The sequence below is a fragment of the Micromonospora sp. AKA38 genome (assembly GCF_027925725.1).
Taxonomy (GTDB): domain Bacteria; phylum Actinomycetota; class Actinomycetes; order Mycobacteriales; family Micromonosporaceae; genus Micromonospora.
Window position 1 is genome coordinate 875,586 of record NZ_BNEI01000002.1, and the last position, 14,152, is coordinate 889,737.

17 protein-coding genes are annotated in these 14,152 nt (G+C 75.0%); 9 read left to right on the forward strand and 8 right to left on the reverse strand.

The genetic code is table 11. The features are described from left to right. Nucleotide 1: 1 nt before the first annotated feature. A complete protein-coding gene (locus TPA0908_RS07490) occupies nt 2-799 on the reverse strand; it encodes a GNAT family N-acetyltransferase (RefSeq protein WP_281935908.1) in 798 nt (265 codons plus the stop codon). A 41-nt stretch (nt 800-840) separates the two neighbouring features. Between TPA0908_RS07490 and TPA0908_RS07495 the strand changes: the two genes are divergently transcribed. From TPA0908_RS07495 to TPA0908_RS07505, 3 genes are read left to right on the forward strand one after another with little or no spacing between them, the layout of a single operon-like run. Then, the gene (locus tag TPA0908_RS07495) at nt 841-1,230 is read left to right on the forward strand and encodes a YidH family protein (protein WP_281936290.1); all 390 of its coding nucleotides are present in this window, start codon (nt 841-843) and stop codon (nt 1,228-1,230) included. Continuing rightward, nucleotides 1,227-1,580, forward strand: coding sequence for a DUF202 domain-containing protein (locus TPA0908_RS07500; RefSeq protein ID WP_281935910.1), 354 nt, complete (start codon nt 1,227-1,229; stop codon nt 1,578-1,580). Before TPA0908_RS07495 ends, TPA0908_RS07500 begins: the two co-directional genes overlap by 4 nt. 26 nt (nt 1,581-1,606) lie before the next feature. Next, nucleotides 1,607-2,005 (forward strand): PLD nuclease N-terminal domain-containing protein, encoded by a 399-nt coding sequence (locus tag TPA0908_RS07505; protein WP_281935912.1) that lies wholly within the window; start codon nt 1,607-1,609, stop codon nt 2,003-2,005. 50 nt (nt 2,006-2,055) lie between these two features. Here the strand turns inward: TPA0908_RS07505 and TPA0908_RS07510 are convergent, their stop codons facing one another. Together TPA0908_RS07510 and TPA0908_RS07515 are read right to left on the reverse strand one after the other, a co-directional pair. Continuing rightward, on the reverse strand, nt 2,056-3,678 hold the full coding sequence (locus TPA0908_RS07510; RefSeq protein WP_281935913.1) for an acetolactate synthase: 1,623 nt from the start codon (nt 3,676-3,678) through the stop codon (nt 2,056-2,058). A gap of 72 nt (nt 3,679-3,750) precedes the next feature. After that, nucleotides 3,751-4,524 carry an enoyl-CoA hydratase/isomerase family protein gene (locus TPA0908_RS07515; RefSeq protein ID WP_281935915.1) on the reverse strand — a complete coding sequence of 258 codons (774 nt, stop codon included), beginning with the start codon at nt 4,522-4,524 and terminating at the stop codon, nt 3,751-3,753. 97 nt (nt 4,525-4,621) lie between these two features. Here TPA0908_RS07515 and TPA0908_RS07520 point away from each other — a divergent pair, with 97 nt between their 5' ends. Further along, nucleotides 4,622-5,164 carry a DUF6232 family protein gene (locus TPA0908_RS07520; protein ID WP_281935917.1) on the forward strand — a complete coding sequence of 181 codons (543 nt, stop codon included), beginning with the start codon at nt 4,622-4,624 and terminating at the stop codon, nt 5,162-5,164. Here TPA0908_RS07520 and TPA0908_RS07525 read toward each other — a convergent pair. Further along, nucleotides 5,110-5,520: a nuclear transport factor 2 family protein gene (locus tag TPA0908_RS07525; protein ID WP_281935919.1), complete on the reverse strand. Its 411-nt coding sequence runs from the start codon at nt 5,518-5,520 to the stop codon at nt 5,110-5,112. The genes TPA0908_RS07520 and TPA0908_RS07525 overlap by 55 nt on opposite strands. A 56-nt stretch (nt 5,521-5,576) precedes the next feature. Between TPA0908_RS07525 and TPA0908_RS07530 the strand changes: the two genes are divergently transcribed. Both TPA0908_RS07530 and TPA0908_RS07535 read left to right on the forward strand, forming a co-directional pair. Beyond that, a complete protein-coding gene (locus tag TPA0908_RS07530) occupies nt 5,577-6,059 on the forward strand; it encodes a DUF6232 family protein (RefSeq protein WP_281935921.1) in 483 nt (160 codons plus the stop codon). Then, a complete protein-coding gene (locus TPA0908_RS07535) occupies nt 6,056-6,427 on the forward strand; it encodes a DoxX family protein (protein WP_281935923.1) in 372 nt (123 codons plus the stop codon). Before TPA0908_RS07530 ends, TPA0908_RS07535 begins: the two co-directional genes overlap by 4 nt. 13 nt (nt 6,428-6,440) lie before the next feature. Here the strand turns inward: TPA0908_RS07535 and TPA0908_RS07540 are convergent, their stop codons facing one another. Further along, nucleotides 6,441-7,937, reverse strand: coding sequence for a dienelactone hydrolase family protein (locus tag TPA0908_RS07540; protein ID WP_281935925.1), 1,497 nt, complete (start codon nt 7,935-7,937; stop codon nt 6,441-6,443). A 153-nt stretch (nt 7,938-8,090) separates the two neighbouring features. Between TPA0908_RS07540 and TPA0908_RS07545 the strand changes: the two genes are divergently transcribed. Then, nucleotides 8,091-8,849: a hypothetical protein gene (locus TPA0908_RS07545; RefSeq protein ID WP_281935927.1), complete on the forward strand. Its 759-nt coding sequence runs from the start codon at nt 8,091-8,093 to the stop codon at nt 8,847-8,849. A gap of 27 nt (nt 8,850-8,876) precedes the next feature. Here TPA0908_RS07545 and TPA0908_RS07550 read toward each other — a convergent pair whose 3' ends face one another. Further along, a complete protein-coding gene (locus TPA0908_RS07550; RefSeq protein WP_281935929.1) occupies nt 8,877-9,791 on the reverse strand; it encodes a ribokinase in 915 nt (304 codons plus the stop codon). 7 nt (nt 9,792-9,798) lie between these two features. Continuing rightward, complete coding sequence (locus TPA0908_RS07555) at nt 9,799-10,695, reverse strand: ABC transporter ATP-binding protein (protein WP_281936291.1); 897 nt, start codon at nt 10,693-10,695, stop codon at nt 9,799-9,801. Nucleotides 10,696-10,771: 76 nt separating this feature from the next. Between TPA0908_RS07555 and TPA0908_RS07560 the strand changes: the two genes are divergently transcribed. Both TPA0908_RS07560 and TPA0908_RS07565 read left to right on the forward strand, forming a co-directional pair. Next, nucleotides 10,772-11,776, forward strand: coding sequence for an ATP-binding cassette domain-containing protein (locus TPA0908_RS07560; RefSeq protein ID WP_281935931.1), 1,005 nt, complete (start codon nt 10,772-10,774; stop codon nt 11,774-11,776). Next, nucleotides 11,773-12,783 (forward strand): ABC transporter permease subunit, encoded by a 1,011-nt coding sequence (locus TPA0908_RS07565; RefSeq protein WP_281935932.1) that lies wholly within the window; start codon nt 11,773-11,775, stop codon nt 12,781-12,783. Before TPA0908_RS07560 ends, TPA0908_RS07565 begins: the two co-directional genes overlap by 4 nt. Before the next feature lie 136 nt (nt 12,784-12,919). Here TPA0908_RS07565 and TPA0908_RS07570 read toward each other — a convergent pair whose 3' ends face one another. Next, a complete protein-coding gene (locus tag TPA0908_RS07570; protein ID WP_281935934.1) occupies nt 12,920-14,125 on the reverse strand; it encodes an ROK family transcriptional regulator in 1,206 nt (401 codons plus the stop codon). Nucleotides 14,126-14,152: the final 27 nt, after the last annotated feature.

Here is a 14,152-nt window from a genome sequence, read left to right on the forward strand (position 1 = left end):
ATCACGGAGTGTAGACGTACGGCGTGGTGGTGGTGACCGCAACGAGCCCCAGCCGCTCCAGGATGGGCCGGCTGTCCGGCGAGCAGTCCACCTGCACCAACGTCCGGCCGCGCTGCTGCGCCAGCCGCGCCCGGTACGCCACCAGCGCCCGGTACACGCCCTTGCGACGCCACCGGGGCAGCGTCGAGCCGCCCCAGAGACTGGCGAACCCGGTGCCGGCCTGGTAGCGGATCCAGCCCGCGCTGATCACCGACTCCCCCGCCTCCGCCACCACGATCGTGATCGACTGCGGGTCCGCCTCGACCTCCCGGGCCAACCCGGTCACCAGGTGCCCCCGGTCGTCGTGCCAGACCTCCTCCTCCATGGCGGCGATCCGCGCCAGGTCGGCGCGGCCGGTGACCTCGCGCAGGCGTACCCCCTCGGGGAGGACCGGGACGGCGGCGGCCAGCGGCGCCACCGGGCCGACCACGACGGTCTCCTCGTCCTCCGGGACGAAGCCGGCGGCGCGCAACCGGTCGCCCAGGTCGGCCGGCTCGTCGTGGCCGGCGAGCTTCCACTCGACCGCCTCGCCGCGGGCCCGGAAGAGCTCGACCTGCCGGGCGATCAACGCGTCCAGTTCGGCGCCGGCCAGGCCGTCGAGCGTCCGGTAGGTGAGGAAGCCGCGCTGGTCCAGCCCGAGCACGCGGAACAGCGGGCCGTCCCGCTCGATGGTCACCCCGGCGGGCACCGGGTCCGGCAGCTCCGGACGGACCTGCGTGTCGTAGGCGTCGCGCAGGGCGCGCGCGTCAAGATCGGTCATCCCCTCAGGCTAGGCCGGTGGCAAAGCGGATAATCGGTGCCGTGTGGGAGTCGATCAAGCGCTGGTTCGACCCGCGGGAACTGCGTTCGGTCGGCACTACGCCGGACTACCGCTTCTCGCTGGCCAACGAACGGACGTTCCTGGCCTGGCTGCGGACCGGGCTGGCGCTGGTCGCGGGCGGGCTGGCCGCCGCGCAGTTCCTCCCCCCGCTCCCCTTGGCCCACCTGCGCGAGGTGCTCGCCGTCGGGCTGCTGCTGCTCGGCGCCACCGTGTCGATCCGGGCGGTGGACCACTGGGCCCGCACCGAACGCGCCATCCGGCTGGGCGAGGAACTGCCGGCATCCCGCTTCCCCGCCGTGCTGGCGCTGATCGTCGCGGTCGGCGCGCTGCTGCTGGTGGCGGCCGTGCTGCTTCGAGGTGCCCCGGCATGAGCGAACGCACCGAGCGAAGCGAGGGCCGTGAGAGCATGCCCAGCCAGCACCTCATGACCGACGCCGGTCTCCCGGTCGAACGCACCCGGCTGGCCTGGCGGCGGACGCTGCTCACGCTGACCGTCGTGCTGCTGCTCCAGCTCCGGCCGGCGTTCACCGGCCGCGTCCGGGACGCGGTGCCGGCCGGGGCGGCGGTCGCGGTCTGGCTGGCCGTGCTGGTGGTCGACTGGCGGCGCGCCACCGGCACCGGCCCGCGCCGGCTCGGCCGTCTGTCCGTGCCGCTGACCGCGCTCGGCGCCGCCGCGCTGGCTCTGCTCGGCGTGGCGCACGTGCTCGGCCGGGTGCACTGACCCCGTCGGGTGGGCCATCATGGGGCATGGCCCGCCTCTACGTACTGCTCTTCCTGGTCCAGGTCGTGCTCGCCGTCTGCGCGCTGATCAGCTGCCTCTCCGCCGAGGAGGGTCAGGTCAAGGCGCTGCCCCGGATGATCTGGGTGCTGGTCATCCTGTTCTTCCCGGTGGTCGGCTCGATCGCCTGGTTCGTGGCCGGTCGCGAACGCCCGACCGGCCCGGCCGGCGGCACCGGGTTCGGGGGACCCGCCGCACCGGCCCGCGGGCCGCTCGCCCCGGACGACGACCCCGACTTCCTCGCGTCGCTCGACAAGCGCTCCCGCGACGAGGACCAGGAACGCCTCCGCCGTTGGGAGGAGGACCTGCGTCGCCGCGAGGCGGAGCTGCGGGACCGCCCCGACGACCGGGACCGCCCGGAGGTCTGAAACGCCGCGCGCCGCCGCCGGTCACCCGGCGGCGGCGGTCACGGTCGTGGTCAGGCCAGGTTCGACGAGCGGGGGTACGCGTCCGCCGGGTCGGTCAGCACGTTGACCAGGTACGGCACGCCGGCGTCGAACGCGCGACCGAGCGCCGGGCCGAGGTCGGCGGCCTTCTCCACCGTCTCGCCCGCGCCGCCGAGCGCCTCGACCACCTTGTCGTAGCGCAGGCCGGGCTGGAGGTCGGCGGCCACGTCGTAGCCGTACATGGCGCGCATCGGGTGCTTCTCCAGCCCCCAGATGCCGTTGTTGCCGACCACGATCACCACCGGCAGCTTCTGCCGGGCCAGCGACTCCACGTCCATCAGCGAGAACCCGGCCGCGCCGTCGCCCATCAGCACGCAGATCTGCCGGTCCGGGTGGCTGACCCGGGCGCCCATCGCGTAGCCCAGGCCGGTGCCGAGGCAGCCGTACGGGCCGGGGTCCAGCCAGGTGCCGGGCTGCGCGGGTTCCAGGTACTTCCCGGCGTACGAGACGAAGTCGCCGCCGTCGCCGATGGTGATGGCGTCCGGGGCGAGCACCTTGCGCAGCTCGCCGTAGACCCGGGCCGGCCGGATCGGGTCGGTCTCGGCGCCCATCTCCTCGGCGTCGCGCGCCTTCGCCGCGTCCTCGGCGGTGCGCAGCTCGGCGATCCAGCCGGCGTGGTCGGCCCGGTCGCCGCTGTGCTCGGCGAACCCGCCGAGGATCAGTCGCAGGTCACCGGCGGGCGCGGCGGCCGGCTGCACGTGCCCGGCGCGCTGGCTGGGCGCGTCCACCACGTGCACCACCGTGGCGTCGCCGAAGTCGCCGAAGGAGAGCCGGAAGTCCAGCGGCGTGCCGATGACCACGACCACGTCGGCGCCCTTCAGCGCGACCCGGCGGGCCTTGGCGAACGCCAGCGGGTGGGTCGGCGGCAACGCGCCCCGGCCCATGCCGTTGGTGAACACCGGCACCTGCAACGCCTCGGCGGCGGCGCGCAGCGCGTCGACCGCGTCGCCGGCGTACACGTCGGAGCCGGCGATGATCACCGGCCGGGACGCGCCGGCGATCAGGCCGGCCGCCTTCGCCACCTCGTCCGGGTCGGGCTCGATCGGTGCGGGCGGGGTGACCGCCGGCAGGTCGGCGTCGCCGACCGAGAAGACCGCCTCCAGCGGGAAGTCCAGGAAGACCGGGCCCCGGTGCGGGGTGAGCGCGGTGGTCAGCGCCGCCGACACCGCGCGCGGGATGTCGTCGGCGCTGAACACCGTCTCGGCGTGCTTGGTCACCGGCGCGACCAGCGGGAGATGGTCCATCTCCTGGAGGCTGCCGGAGCCCCAGCGGAACTGCGGCGCGCGCCCACCCAGCACCAGCACCGGCGAGGCGTTGAAGAACGCGCTGGTCAGGCCGGAGACACCGTTGGTGACGCCGGGGCCGGCGGTGAGCACGGCCAGGCCCGGGCGGCGCTGGAGCTTGGCCACCGCCTCGGCGGCGAACACGGCGGACTGCTCGTGCCGCACGTCGTAGAGCGGGAAGCCGGACTTGTGCGCGGCGTCGTAGAGCGGGAAGACGTGCCCGCCGGAGAGCGTGAACATCTCCCGTACGCCGTGCGCCCGCAGCGCCGCCAGCGCCAACTCGCCGCCGTGCCCCTCGAGGCGTTCCGTCATGCCACTCCCCTTCGTCGCGCGACCGGAGTCACACGCTACTGGCCGGTAGACCGGATGTGAACAACCCTCGCGTCAGCGGCCGGTGAAGCCCGGCTTGCGCTTCTCCACGAACGCGGCCATGCCCTCGCGCCGGTCGTCGGTCGCGAACAGCGCCGCGAAGAGCTGGCTCTCCCAGGCCAGACCGGAGGTGAGGTCCATGTCCAGACCACCGTCGACCGCCGCCTTCGCCGCCCGCAGCGCCTGCACCGGCCCGGTCAGGAACGGCTTCACGTACGCCACCGCGGCGTCGTACACCTCGGCGGCCGGCACCACCCGGTCGGCCAGGCCGATGCGCAGCGCCTCGTCGGCGTCGACCATCCGGCCGGTCATGATCAGATCCTTGGCGCGGGCCGGGCCGACCAACCGGGCCAGCCGCTGGGTGCCACCGGCGCCCGGGATGATGCCGAGCTTGATCTCCGGCTGGCCGAGCTTGGCGTCGGAGGCCACGATCCGCCAGTCGCAGGCCAGCGCCAGCTCGCACCCGCCGCCGAGCGCGTACCCGGTGATCGCGGCGACCACCGGCTTGGGGATGCGCGCGATCGCGCCCAGCGCGCTGGACAGGTCGGCCGCCCGCTCCGCCATGTCCACGTAGGACATGTCGGCCATCTCCTTGATGTCCGCGCCGGCCGCGAAGACCTTCTCGCCGCCGTACACGATGACGGCGCGGACCTCGGCGTCGGCGGTGGCCGCCGTGGCGGCGGCGCGCAACTCCTCCTGCACCTGGGTGTTGAGCGCGTTCATCGGTGGCCGCTCCAGCCGGATGGTCCCGATGCCGTCCTTCACTTCCAGCCTGACGAACTCGCCCACGCCGCCCTCACTTCCTCGTCGAAGTAGCGTGCCAACCTTACGACCCACGTCGTTGGGGTAGACAGTGCGGTAGCCGCCGGACACCGGGAGTGAGGTCATGACCACCTACTACGACGACCGGTCGGTCCGGGTCACGTCCACCGCGCTGCGGGTGGACGAGCACAGCTACCCGCTGGCCGAGCTGACCATGGTGTGGCACCGCCGGGGCAGCCGCTCCTGGCGGGTGCTCGCCGGGCGCGGCGCGATCGGCGCGGCGCTCGCCGGGCCGCTGGTGGCCGCGCTGCTGGGCATCGCGCTGGCGGTCTGGCTGCACCGTTCGCTCACCGTCACCGTCGCCATCGTCGGGGCCTCCGTGCTTGTCGGCCTCGCGGTCGGGCCGCTCGCCGACGTGCTCTTCGAACACCTGGACCGCTCGTACGTGCGGGGCAGCCGCGAGCTGGAGATGTGGGCCACCTGGCGGGGCCGGCCGGTGCGGCTGCTGCACACCGGCGACGCGCTGCGCTTCGGCCAGATCTACCGGGCGGTGCAGCGGGCCATGGAGCGCATGCCCTCGGGGCCCGGTGCCGGTCCCGGTGCCGGCGCCGCTCAAAAGGTGATCGGGTCGTCTGGCACCAGGCCCAGCCCGCGCAGCAGGCCGTAGGTGTCCTGCTCGCCCCAGAACTCGACGATCCGGCCGCCGGCCAACCGGTACATCTTGCAGGCGCTCTGCACCGTGGTCGCCCCGGTCGCGTCCCGCCGGTAGGTCTGCGCGATCGACACCACCACCCGGTCCTCGGCCGCGAAGATCTCCACGATCTCCTGGTCGAGCACGGTCAGGCCGGGCGAGGAGACGGCTGCCTCGGGCCAGCGCCGGCCGCGTACCGCCGTGCCGGAGCCGTAGATCGCCACGTCCTCGTCGACCACCTCGGCCAGCTCGGCCAGGTCCTTGGTGACGAACGTCCGCAGGTACCGCCGGACCACCTCGACGTTGCGCGCCCGCTCGTCCCCGTCCGCCATGCCGACCACGCTACCCACAGATTCCGCCCGCGCACTCCCAGTGGGTACGCTGATTTATGACCCTCTATTACCGGGACGACGCGGTACAGGTCACCTCGCAGACCATCCACGCCGGCGGGCAGGTCGTCGCGCTCGCCGACATCACGTACGTCTGGCACGCCCGCGGCACCACCACGATGGCGGTCCGGGGCCGGGTCCTGGGCCGGGGCGTGCTGGTCCTGCTGCTGTCGCTGCCGCCGCTGGTGGCGTTGGTCTGCGTGCTGTCGCTGGCCTGGGCCGCGCAGGACCGGGGCGACTGGAAACTCGCCCTGATCATCCTGGCCGCGTTCGTGGTGGTGGGGCTCGTGCTCACCCCGTTCCTGGAGGTGCCGCTGGGCTGGCTGGACCGCTCCTACGAGCGGGGCAACCGGGTGCACGAGCTGTGGGTGCAGGTCCACGGCCGGGAGACGATGCTGGTCCGCACGCCCGACGCGCTACGGTTCGGGCAGATCTACCGGGCCGTGCAGCGCGCCGTCGAACAGCAGGGAGACCGACGATGACCCACCGTCGCGGCGAGGCCGTCGCGCTCGCCGGGCTGCTCGCCGCCGCGGGCGTCACCCACTTCGCCCGCCCCGGCTTCTACGACCCGATCGTGCCGCGCGTCCTGCCCGGGCCGGCCCGCTTCTGGACGTACGCCTCGGGGGTCGCGGAACTGGCCGTGGCGGCGGCGGTGGCGCATCCGGCGACCCGACGACGGGGTGGGCTGGCCGCGGCGGCGTTGTTCGTCGCGGTGCTGCCGGCCAACGCGCAGATGGCCTGGGACTGGCGACGGCGACGGCCGGTGAAGCGGGCGGTCGCCTACGGCCGGGTGCCGATGCAGGCGCCGCTGATCTGGTGGGCGCTGCGGGTGGCGCGGCCGAACCGCTGATTCCCGCCCCGGTTCAGGTCAGCGGCAGCGTGGTGGCGATCGGCCAGGCGAGCACCACCGCACCGACCGCCGCCGGCAGCCACCACGGCGCGTCGCGACGGCGCAGCACCCCGGCCCACGCCGCCTGCCAGGCCACCAGCGCCGCGAAGAGCGGCACCACCAGCAGCACGAACCCGGGCGCAAGGCCGGTCACCGCCGCGGCGGCCAGGACCACCACCGCGAGCCCGCCGACCGCCGCGTAGGCCACGCCCCGGCCCTCGGTGACCAGCTCGGCGCCGAGCAGGAAGGCCAGGCAACAGAGCGTCACCAGGGGCAGCAGCCACCAACGGGCGCCGACCGGTGCCGTCGACGTGAACCCCAGGTGCAGCGGCAACGCGACGGCGAGCACCGCGTACCCGAGAAGCACCGCCGCCACTCCGGCGGCGCGCGTCGGCCGGCGGGCGTGGCCGGCCGGCGGCCGACGAAGCCCGAAACTCCGGTGCGCCGCAACCAGCAGCACGCCGGTGAGCAGCAGGAACACGGCCACGTGCCCGCCGACCGCGAGCGGCAGCCGGTCGGTCGGCAACGGCGTGGCGAGGACCGCGCCGAGCCCGGCCGCCGGCACCGCCACCGTGAGCCACCGACCCGGCCGGGAGCGTGGTCCGCCGGCCGACGCGGCGGGCGGCGGCGGGCCGCGCAGCAGCAGCGAGGCCAGCGGTACGAAGCCGAGCCCCAGGCCGAGCAGAAGCAGCCCGCCGCCGGCCAGGCGGGTCAGCGGGGCCGGCGGCGGACCGCCGGGGCGACCCGGGATCGCGGCCAGCGTCGCGGCGTGGGTACGCGGCGCGAAGAGCACCGAGATGTGCTCGGTGCCGGGTGCCACCACCCGCTCCCGCGCCCCCGGTGGCCCGCCGGCCGCCGCCGCCTCGGCCGCCCGGCGGAAGTCGGGAAACTCCAGCCCGCCAACCACCACCGTGAGGCGGCCCGCCCAGCCGGGCGGCACGTCGTCCGCGTCGGGCAGCGAGATCGCCACGGTCCGGGTGATCTCCGGGTGGTCGACCGCATATCGGGTGACCGCCCCGGCGCCCATCGAGTGGCCGACCAGGACGATCCGGTCCGGGTCGACGTCCGGCCGGCTCCGCAGCCAGGCCAGCGCGACGTCCAGGTCGTGCCGCAGGACCGCCCGGGCCCGCTCGTCGTCCCGACCCGCACCGGGCAGCGCGGCCGGGTTGGCGCCGTGCCCGGCGAAGTCGAGCAGCACCGCGACCGCGCCGTGCCGGGCCACCGAGTCGGCCAGCGGTCGCATCAGCCGGGCGGAGCCGGCGAACCCGTGCGCGATCACCACCCCCGGTCGACGGTCGCCGCCCGTCCCGGACTGGCGAACCTCGGTGAGCGGCACCCCGGCGACGGTGGCCCGCCGCGTGCTCAGGCCGGCGTCCGCGCGGACCAGCAGCAGCGTGCCGAGCACGACGGCGAGCAGGGCGAGCACGCCGAGCACGAGGGGTCGCCGCGGGGCCGAGCCGGGGGCGGGCATGTCGGCACCCTACGCGGCACGCCCGCGCCGCGGGAGAGCCGGCGTTGCCCCGGGTTTCCGCACCCGGATGCCTCGTTGCCCGCGTGCCACTGACACGTGCACCGCCCGGCGGCCGGCGAGCGTCGCTGGCTGGCGCGACGCACACTGGTCATCATGGCGATCCCACTTCCCCGGCCCCGCGCCGTCGTCGGCCTCACCCGCTCCGCCCTGGACCAGGCGCTCGGCTCGGCGGCCGCGTTCGCCGGCGTGCCCGCCCGCGCCTTCGCCGTGCTCGACGAGGTGGAGGCGCTGGTGCGGCGGATCAACGGGGTGGTCGACCGGATCGAGGGCACGCTCGACCGCACCGACCGGGTGCTCACCGACGCCGAGGGGGCGGTGCGTGAGGTGGCCGTGATCAGCGCCGCCGCCACCACCGCGATCGACACCGCGACCGAGGTGGCCGCCGCGGCGGCGGTGGTGGTCGGCGAGGCGGAGCGCGTCTCGGCTGCCGCCGCCACGGTGGTCGGCGGGGCGGACCGGGTGGCGCGGGCCGCCGCCGGGGTGGTGGCCGAGGCGGACACGGTGGCGACCCGGGCCGCCGGCACGGTGGCCACCGCCGAGCAGGCCGCCGGCACCGCGACCGAGCTGCTGACCGCGTACGAGGCGACGCTGCGCCGGGCCGCGCCGATGGCGGCCCGCTTCGTCGAGCAGCTCAGCCCGGAGGAGGTGACCGCCGCGATCCGGCTCGTCGACGAGCTGCCGAAGCTGAAGGAGCACCTCACCTCGGACGTGCTGCCGATCCTGGCCACGCTGGACCGGGTCGGCCCGGACCTGCACGACCTGCTGGACGTCACCCGGGACCTGAAACTCGCGGTGGCCGGCATCCCCGGCCTCGCCATGCTCCGCCGCCGCGGCGAGCGCGCCGAGGGTTGAGAAGGGGCCCCGCCTATACCGGAGGCGTTAAGAAGGGGCCCCTCCTTGACTCCCGCCGAACAGCGCGTCGATCTCCGGGCGGTGGGGCAGGGCCACGGAGGCGCCGAGCTTGCGGACGCAGGCCGCCCCGGCCGCCGCCGCCCAGCGGACCGCCTCGGCCAGGTCGCGCCCCTCGCCCCAGGCCACCGCCAGCGCGGCGGTGAAGGCGTCCCCGGCGGCGGTGGAGTCGACCACGTCCACCGGTAGGGCCGGCACGTGCAGCGCCGGGCGGTCCCGGTCGACGTACCAGGCGCCGTCGCCGCCGAGCGTGAGCACCGCGCGGGGCACCAGATCGAGCAGCGCCGCCGGCTCGTCCCGACCGCGGCCGGTCAACGCCTGCGCCTCGGGTTCGTTGACCACCAGCAGGTCGGTCGCGGCCAGCAGCTCGGGCGGCAGGGGCCGGGCCGGCGCCGCGTTGAGCACCACCCGGGTGTCGGCGGACCGGGCCGCCAGCGCCGCCTCGGTCACCGTCTCGACCGGCACCTCAAGCTGCGCGACCAGCACGTCCGCCTCGCGTACGGCGGCCAGCTCGTCCTCGGTGAGCCCGGTGAACGCCTCGTTCGCGCCGGGGGTGACCAGGATCGCGTTCTCCCCCGCGCCGCCGACCATGACCAGGGCGACACCGGACGGCCCGTACGTCACCCGGAGGTGGCCGGTGTCGACGCCGGCCGCAGTGATCCGGGCCCGGAGGGTGACGCCGAACGCGTCCGAGCCGATCGCGCCGAGGAAGACGCAGGACGCGCCGGCGCGGACCGCGGCGACCGCCTGGTTGGCGCCCTTGCCGCCGGGCAGCATCACGAAGTCGCTGCCGAGCACCGTCTCCCCCGGCCGGGGGAGCGCGGCGGCGGTGCCGACCAGGTCCATGTTGGCGCTGCCGACGACGGCGATCCGGGTCTGCGGCATGACAGTCTCAGGCGGCCCGGGCGGTCCAGCGGTCGCCGGTCCGCGAGACGACCAACGGCAGGCCGAAGGTCTTGGACAGGTTGTCGGCGGTGAGCACGTCGGCGAGCAGGCCCTGCGCCACCACCCCGCCCTCGCGCAGCAGCAGCGCGTGGGTGAAGCCGGGCGGGATCTCCTCGACGTGGTGGGTGACCAGCACCATGGCCGGCGCGTCCGGGTCGTACGCCAGCTCGGCGAGCCGGGCCACCAGGTCCTCCCGACCGCCCAGGTCGAGCCCGGCGGCGGGCTCGTCGAGCAGCAGCAGCTCCGGGTCGGTCATCAGGGCGCGGGCGATCTGCACCCGCTTGCGCTCGCCCTCGGAGAGCGTGCCGTAGCCGCGCTCGGCGAGGTGGCCGACGCCGAGCTGGCTCAGCAGCGCGGCGGCCCGCGCCTCGTCGGTGCGGTCGTAGCTCTCCCGCCAGCGGCCGACCACGGACCAGGCCGCGGTCACCACCACGTCGACGACCCGCTCGTCGGCGGGGATCCGCTCGGCGAGGGTGGCGGTGGAGAGGCCGATCCGGGTACGCAGCTCGTTGACGTCGGTGCGGCCGATGCGCTCGCCGAGCACGTGCGCGACGCCGCTGCTCGGGTGCAGCCGGCCGGCGGCCAGGTTGAGCAGGGTGGTCTTGCCGGCGCCGTTCGGGCCGAGCAGCACCCACCGTTCGTCCAGCTCGACCTGCCAGTCGACGTCGCGCACCAGCGCGGTGCCGGAGCGCGTGACGCCGACCCCGTCGAGGCTGACCACCAGATCCGCGTCCACGGTCGAGGGGGCGGGGGCGCCCACGGCGCCGGGGATCAGGTCACCAGTCACCGCCCCATCCAACCACGCACCCGGCCCGGCGCCCCCCACGGGCGGCGCCGCCGCCATAGGGTGGGGCGCCGTGTCGTTGGTCACTGCCTGAGGAAGGACGACTCATGCCCGACCGCTGCCGGGAGGCAGGCGGATGAGCGCGGTCATCGAGATCGCCGGCCTCCGCAAGACGTTCCGCACGCTGCGTCATGGGCGCCGGGTCGCCGTCGACGACTTCCACATGCTGGTCGAGGCGGGCCAGGTGCACGGCTTCCTCGGGCCGAACGGCTCGGGCAAGACGACCACGCTGCGGGCCCTGCTCGGGTTGGTCCGGCCGGATGCCGGCTTGATGCACGTGTTGGGCGCCCGCTCCCCGGAGCGGCTGCCGGACGTGGCCGGGCGGGTCGGCGCCATCGTGGAGAGTCCGCAGTTCTTCGGCAACTTCACCGCGCACCGCACGCTGCGGCTGCTGGCGCTCGCCGGCGGCGTGCCCACCTCCCGGGTGGACGAGGTGCTGGAGCAGGTCGGCCTGCGGGACCGGGGCGAGGAGCGGGTCAAGGGCTACTCGCTCGGCATGAAGCAGCGGCTGGCGGTGGCCTCGGCCCTGCTCAAGCGCCCGGAGCTGCTGATCCTCGACGAGCCGGCGAACGGGCTCGACCCGGCCGGCATCCGGGAGATGCGCGACCTGACCCGGTCGCTCGCCGCGTCCGGGGTGACCGTGCTGCTGTCCAGCCACATCCTCGCCGAGATCCAGTTGATCTGTGACCACGTGACGATCGTCAGCCGGGGGCGGCGGGTCGCGTACGGCCGGGTCGACGAGGTGCTTGCCGGTTTCGACCAGCACCAGTGGCGGGTCCGGGTGGCCGAGCCCGAGCCGGCCGCGCTGCTGCTGGGCCGGGCCGGCCTGTCGGTGGCCGGGCACGCCGACCATCTGGTGGTGACCGGCGTGGAGGACCCCGAGGTGATCAGCCGCACGCTGGGTGAGCAGGGCATGTGGGTGCGGGAGCTGGTCCCGATCCGACCCGACCTGGAGAGCGTCTTCCTGGAGTTGACCCGCGGCGACGAGCACGTGGCGGTGCCGCGCCAGGTGGACGGCGCGCCGGCGTACGACGGTGTGATCGATCTCGACGTCCGGGGCAGCCGGGAGGTGGACGCGTGAACCTGGTCCGTGCCGAGCTGGAGCGGCTCGCCGCCCGGCGCTTCGTGCAGCTCATGGTGGTGTTGCTGGCGGTCGCGTTCGCGGTGACGGTGGTGACCACGCTGGGCGGCTCGCACCGGCCGACCGAGGTGGAGCTGAGCCGGGCCCAGTCGCAGGCCGCGGACGAGGTGCGCCGGCTGGAGCTGGCGCACGACCGGTGCCTGCGGATCAAGGCCGGCACGCTCACCCCGGACGAGAACGACTACCTGCCGCGTGACTGCGCCCAGATCGACCCGGCGCGGTCCGAGCAGTTGCCGACCGCGTCCGACTACCTCAGTGGCGTGTTCGTCTTCGCCAAGGAGGCGAAGCCACTGCTCTACTTCCTGATCGCGTTCCTGGCGCTGTTCGGGTTCCTGGTCGGCGCCTCCTACATCGGGGCGGACCTGAACTCCGGCGGCGTGGTCAACCTGCTGCTGTGGCGGCCCCGCCGACCGACCGTGTTCGCCGCGAAGCTCGGCACGCTGCTGGGTGGCCTGCTCGGGCTCTCCGTGCTGGCGTCGGTGGCGTACCTCGGGGCGTTCTGGCTGATCGGCCAGGCGTCGGGGCTGACCGGCCGGATGAGCGGCGAGTTCTGGGCCGGGCTCGGCGCGGTCTGGGCGCGCGGCGTGGTGCTGGTGCTGCTCGCCGCGGCGCTCGGGTTCGCCGTCGCCACGCTGGGCCGGCACACCTCGGCGGCGCTCGGCACGGTGGCCGCGTACGTGGTGGTGTGGGAGCTGGGCGCGCGGCTGGTGTTCCAGATCCTCCAGGTCGGCCGCCCGGACCGGTTCATGCTCTCCAGTTACCTGGGGGCGTGGCTCGCCGGCCAGGTGCGGTTCTGGGACGACAACGCGTGCAGCACCGGGATCTCCGGCTTCTGCGACGGCTCGTACACGCTGGGTTGGCCGGCGGGCCTGGTGGTCCTGCTCGGGCTCACCGCCGCGCTGGTGGCCGCCGCGTTCGCGGTGTTCCGCCGCCGTGACCTGATCTGAGCACGTCGGCGCGGCCCGGTCCGGCCGGGCCGTGCCGACGCGAGCCGACCGGACATCGCCGGCAACTCCTTGCAGACTTTGCCTACAGCGTGAAGAATTCCTTCACATGGCGGCCGGTGCGGTGACAGGTCGGCGGTCAGCCGACCGTCGAGCCGAACACCTCGTCCCGGACCGCGTCGAGCGCGGTCCGCAACGCGCCGCGCAGGATCGGCTCCTCGGTCAGCCCGGTGCTCACCACCCGGGGACGGACCAGCGTGATCGCCGCGACCTCCTGCTGCACCCGCTCGGCCAACGCGGCCCCGCCCGCCCGACCGACCGCGCCGGCGAGCACCACCAACGGCGGGTCGAGCACCACGCAGGTGCTCGCCACGCCGAGCGCCAGCCGGCGGGCCAGCTCGTCAAGCACCGGGCCACCGGCCTCGCCTGCGGCGATGGCGGCCTGCACCGCCTCGGCCGCCCGCGCCGCCGCGACACCCTGCTCGGCCGCGTCCGGCGTGGCGAAGCCGTGCTCGGCCGCCACGGCGCGCACCGCGTCGGCGCCCGCGAGCTGCTGGAACGCCGGCTTGGCCCGCCGCGACACGTCGCGCGGAATGGGCACCCCGGGCACCGGCAGGTAGCCGATCTCACCGGCCGCGCCACTGCTGCCGTGGTGCAGCCGGCCGCCCAGCATGATCGCCAGGCCGACGCCCGCGTCCACCCAGACCAGCACGAAGTCGGCGGTGCCCCGGGCGGCGCCGGACTGCGCCTCGGCCACCGCGGCCAGGTTCACGTCGTTCTCGAACACGACCGGGGTGTCCAGATCCTCCCGGAGCGCGGCGAGCAGGCCGCTGTGCCAGCGCGGCAGGTTGAACGCGAACGTGATGTCGCCGGTCTGCGGATCGACCAGGCCGGGGGTGCCCAGCACGACGCGCCGGACCGCGGACAGCTCCGCGCCGGCGCTGCTGGCGGCCTGCACCACGGCGTTGTGCACCACCCCGACCGGGTCGTCGGTGTCCTTCGTGGACTGCTCGACCCGGCCGGCGACGGTGCCGGTGATGTCGGCGCAGGCCGCCACCACCCGCTCCGCGCCGACGTCCACGCCGACCACGTACGCGCTGCCCGGACGCACCGCGTAGAGCTGGGCGTTCGGGCCCCGCCCGCCGGCCTGCTCGCCGACCCGGGCGACCAGGCCGCGCTCCTCCAGCCGCTCGACCAGTTGGGAGGCGGTCACCTTGGACAGCCCGGTCAGCTCGCCGATCCGGGCCCGGGTCAGCGGACCGCGTTCGAGCAGCAGCTCCAGCGCCGCACGGTCGTTGAGCGCCCGCAACAGTCGGGGGGTGCCGGGCAGCCGGGTCGCACTCATGCCAACGTCCTCAATTTTTTTCGTAAG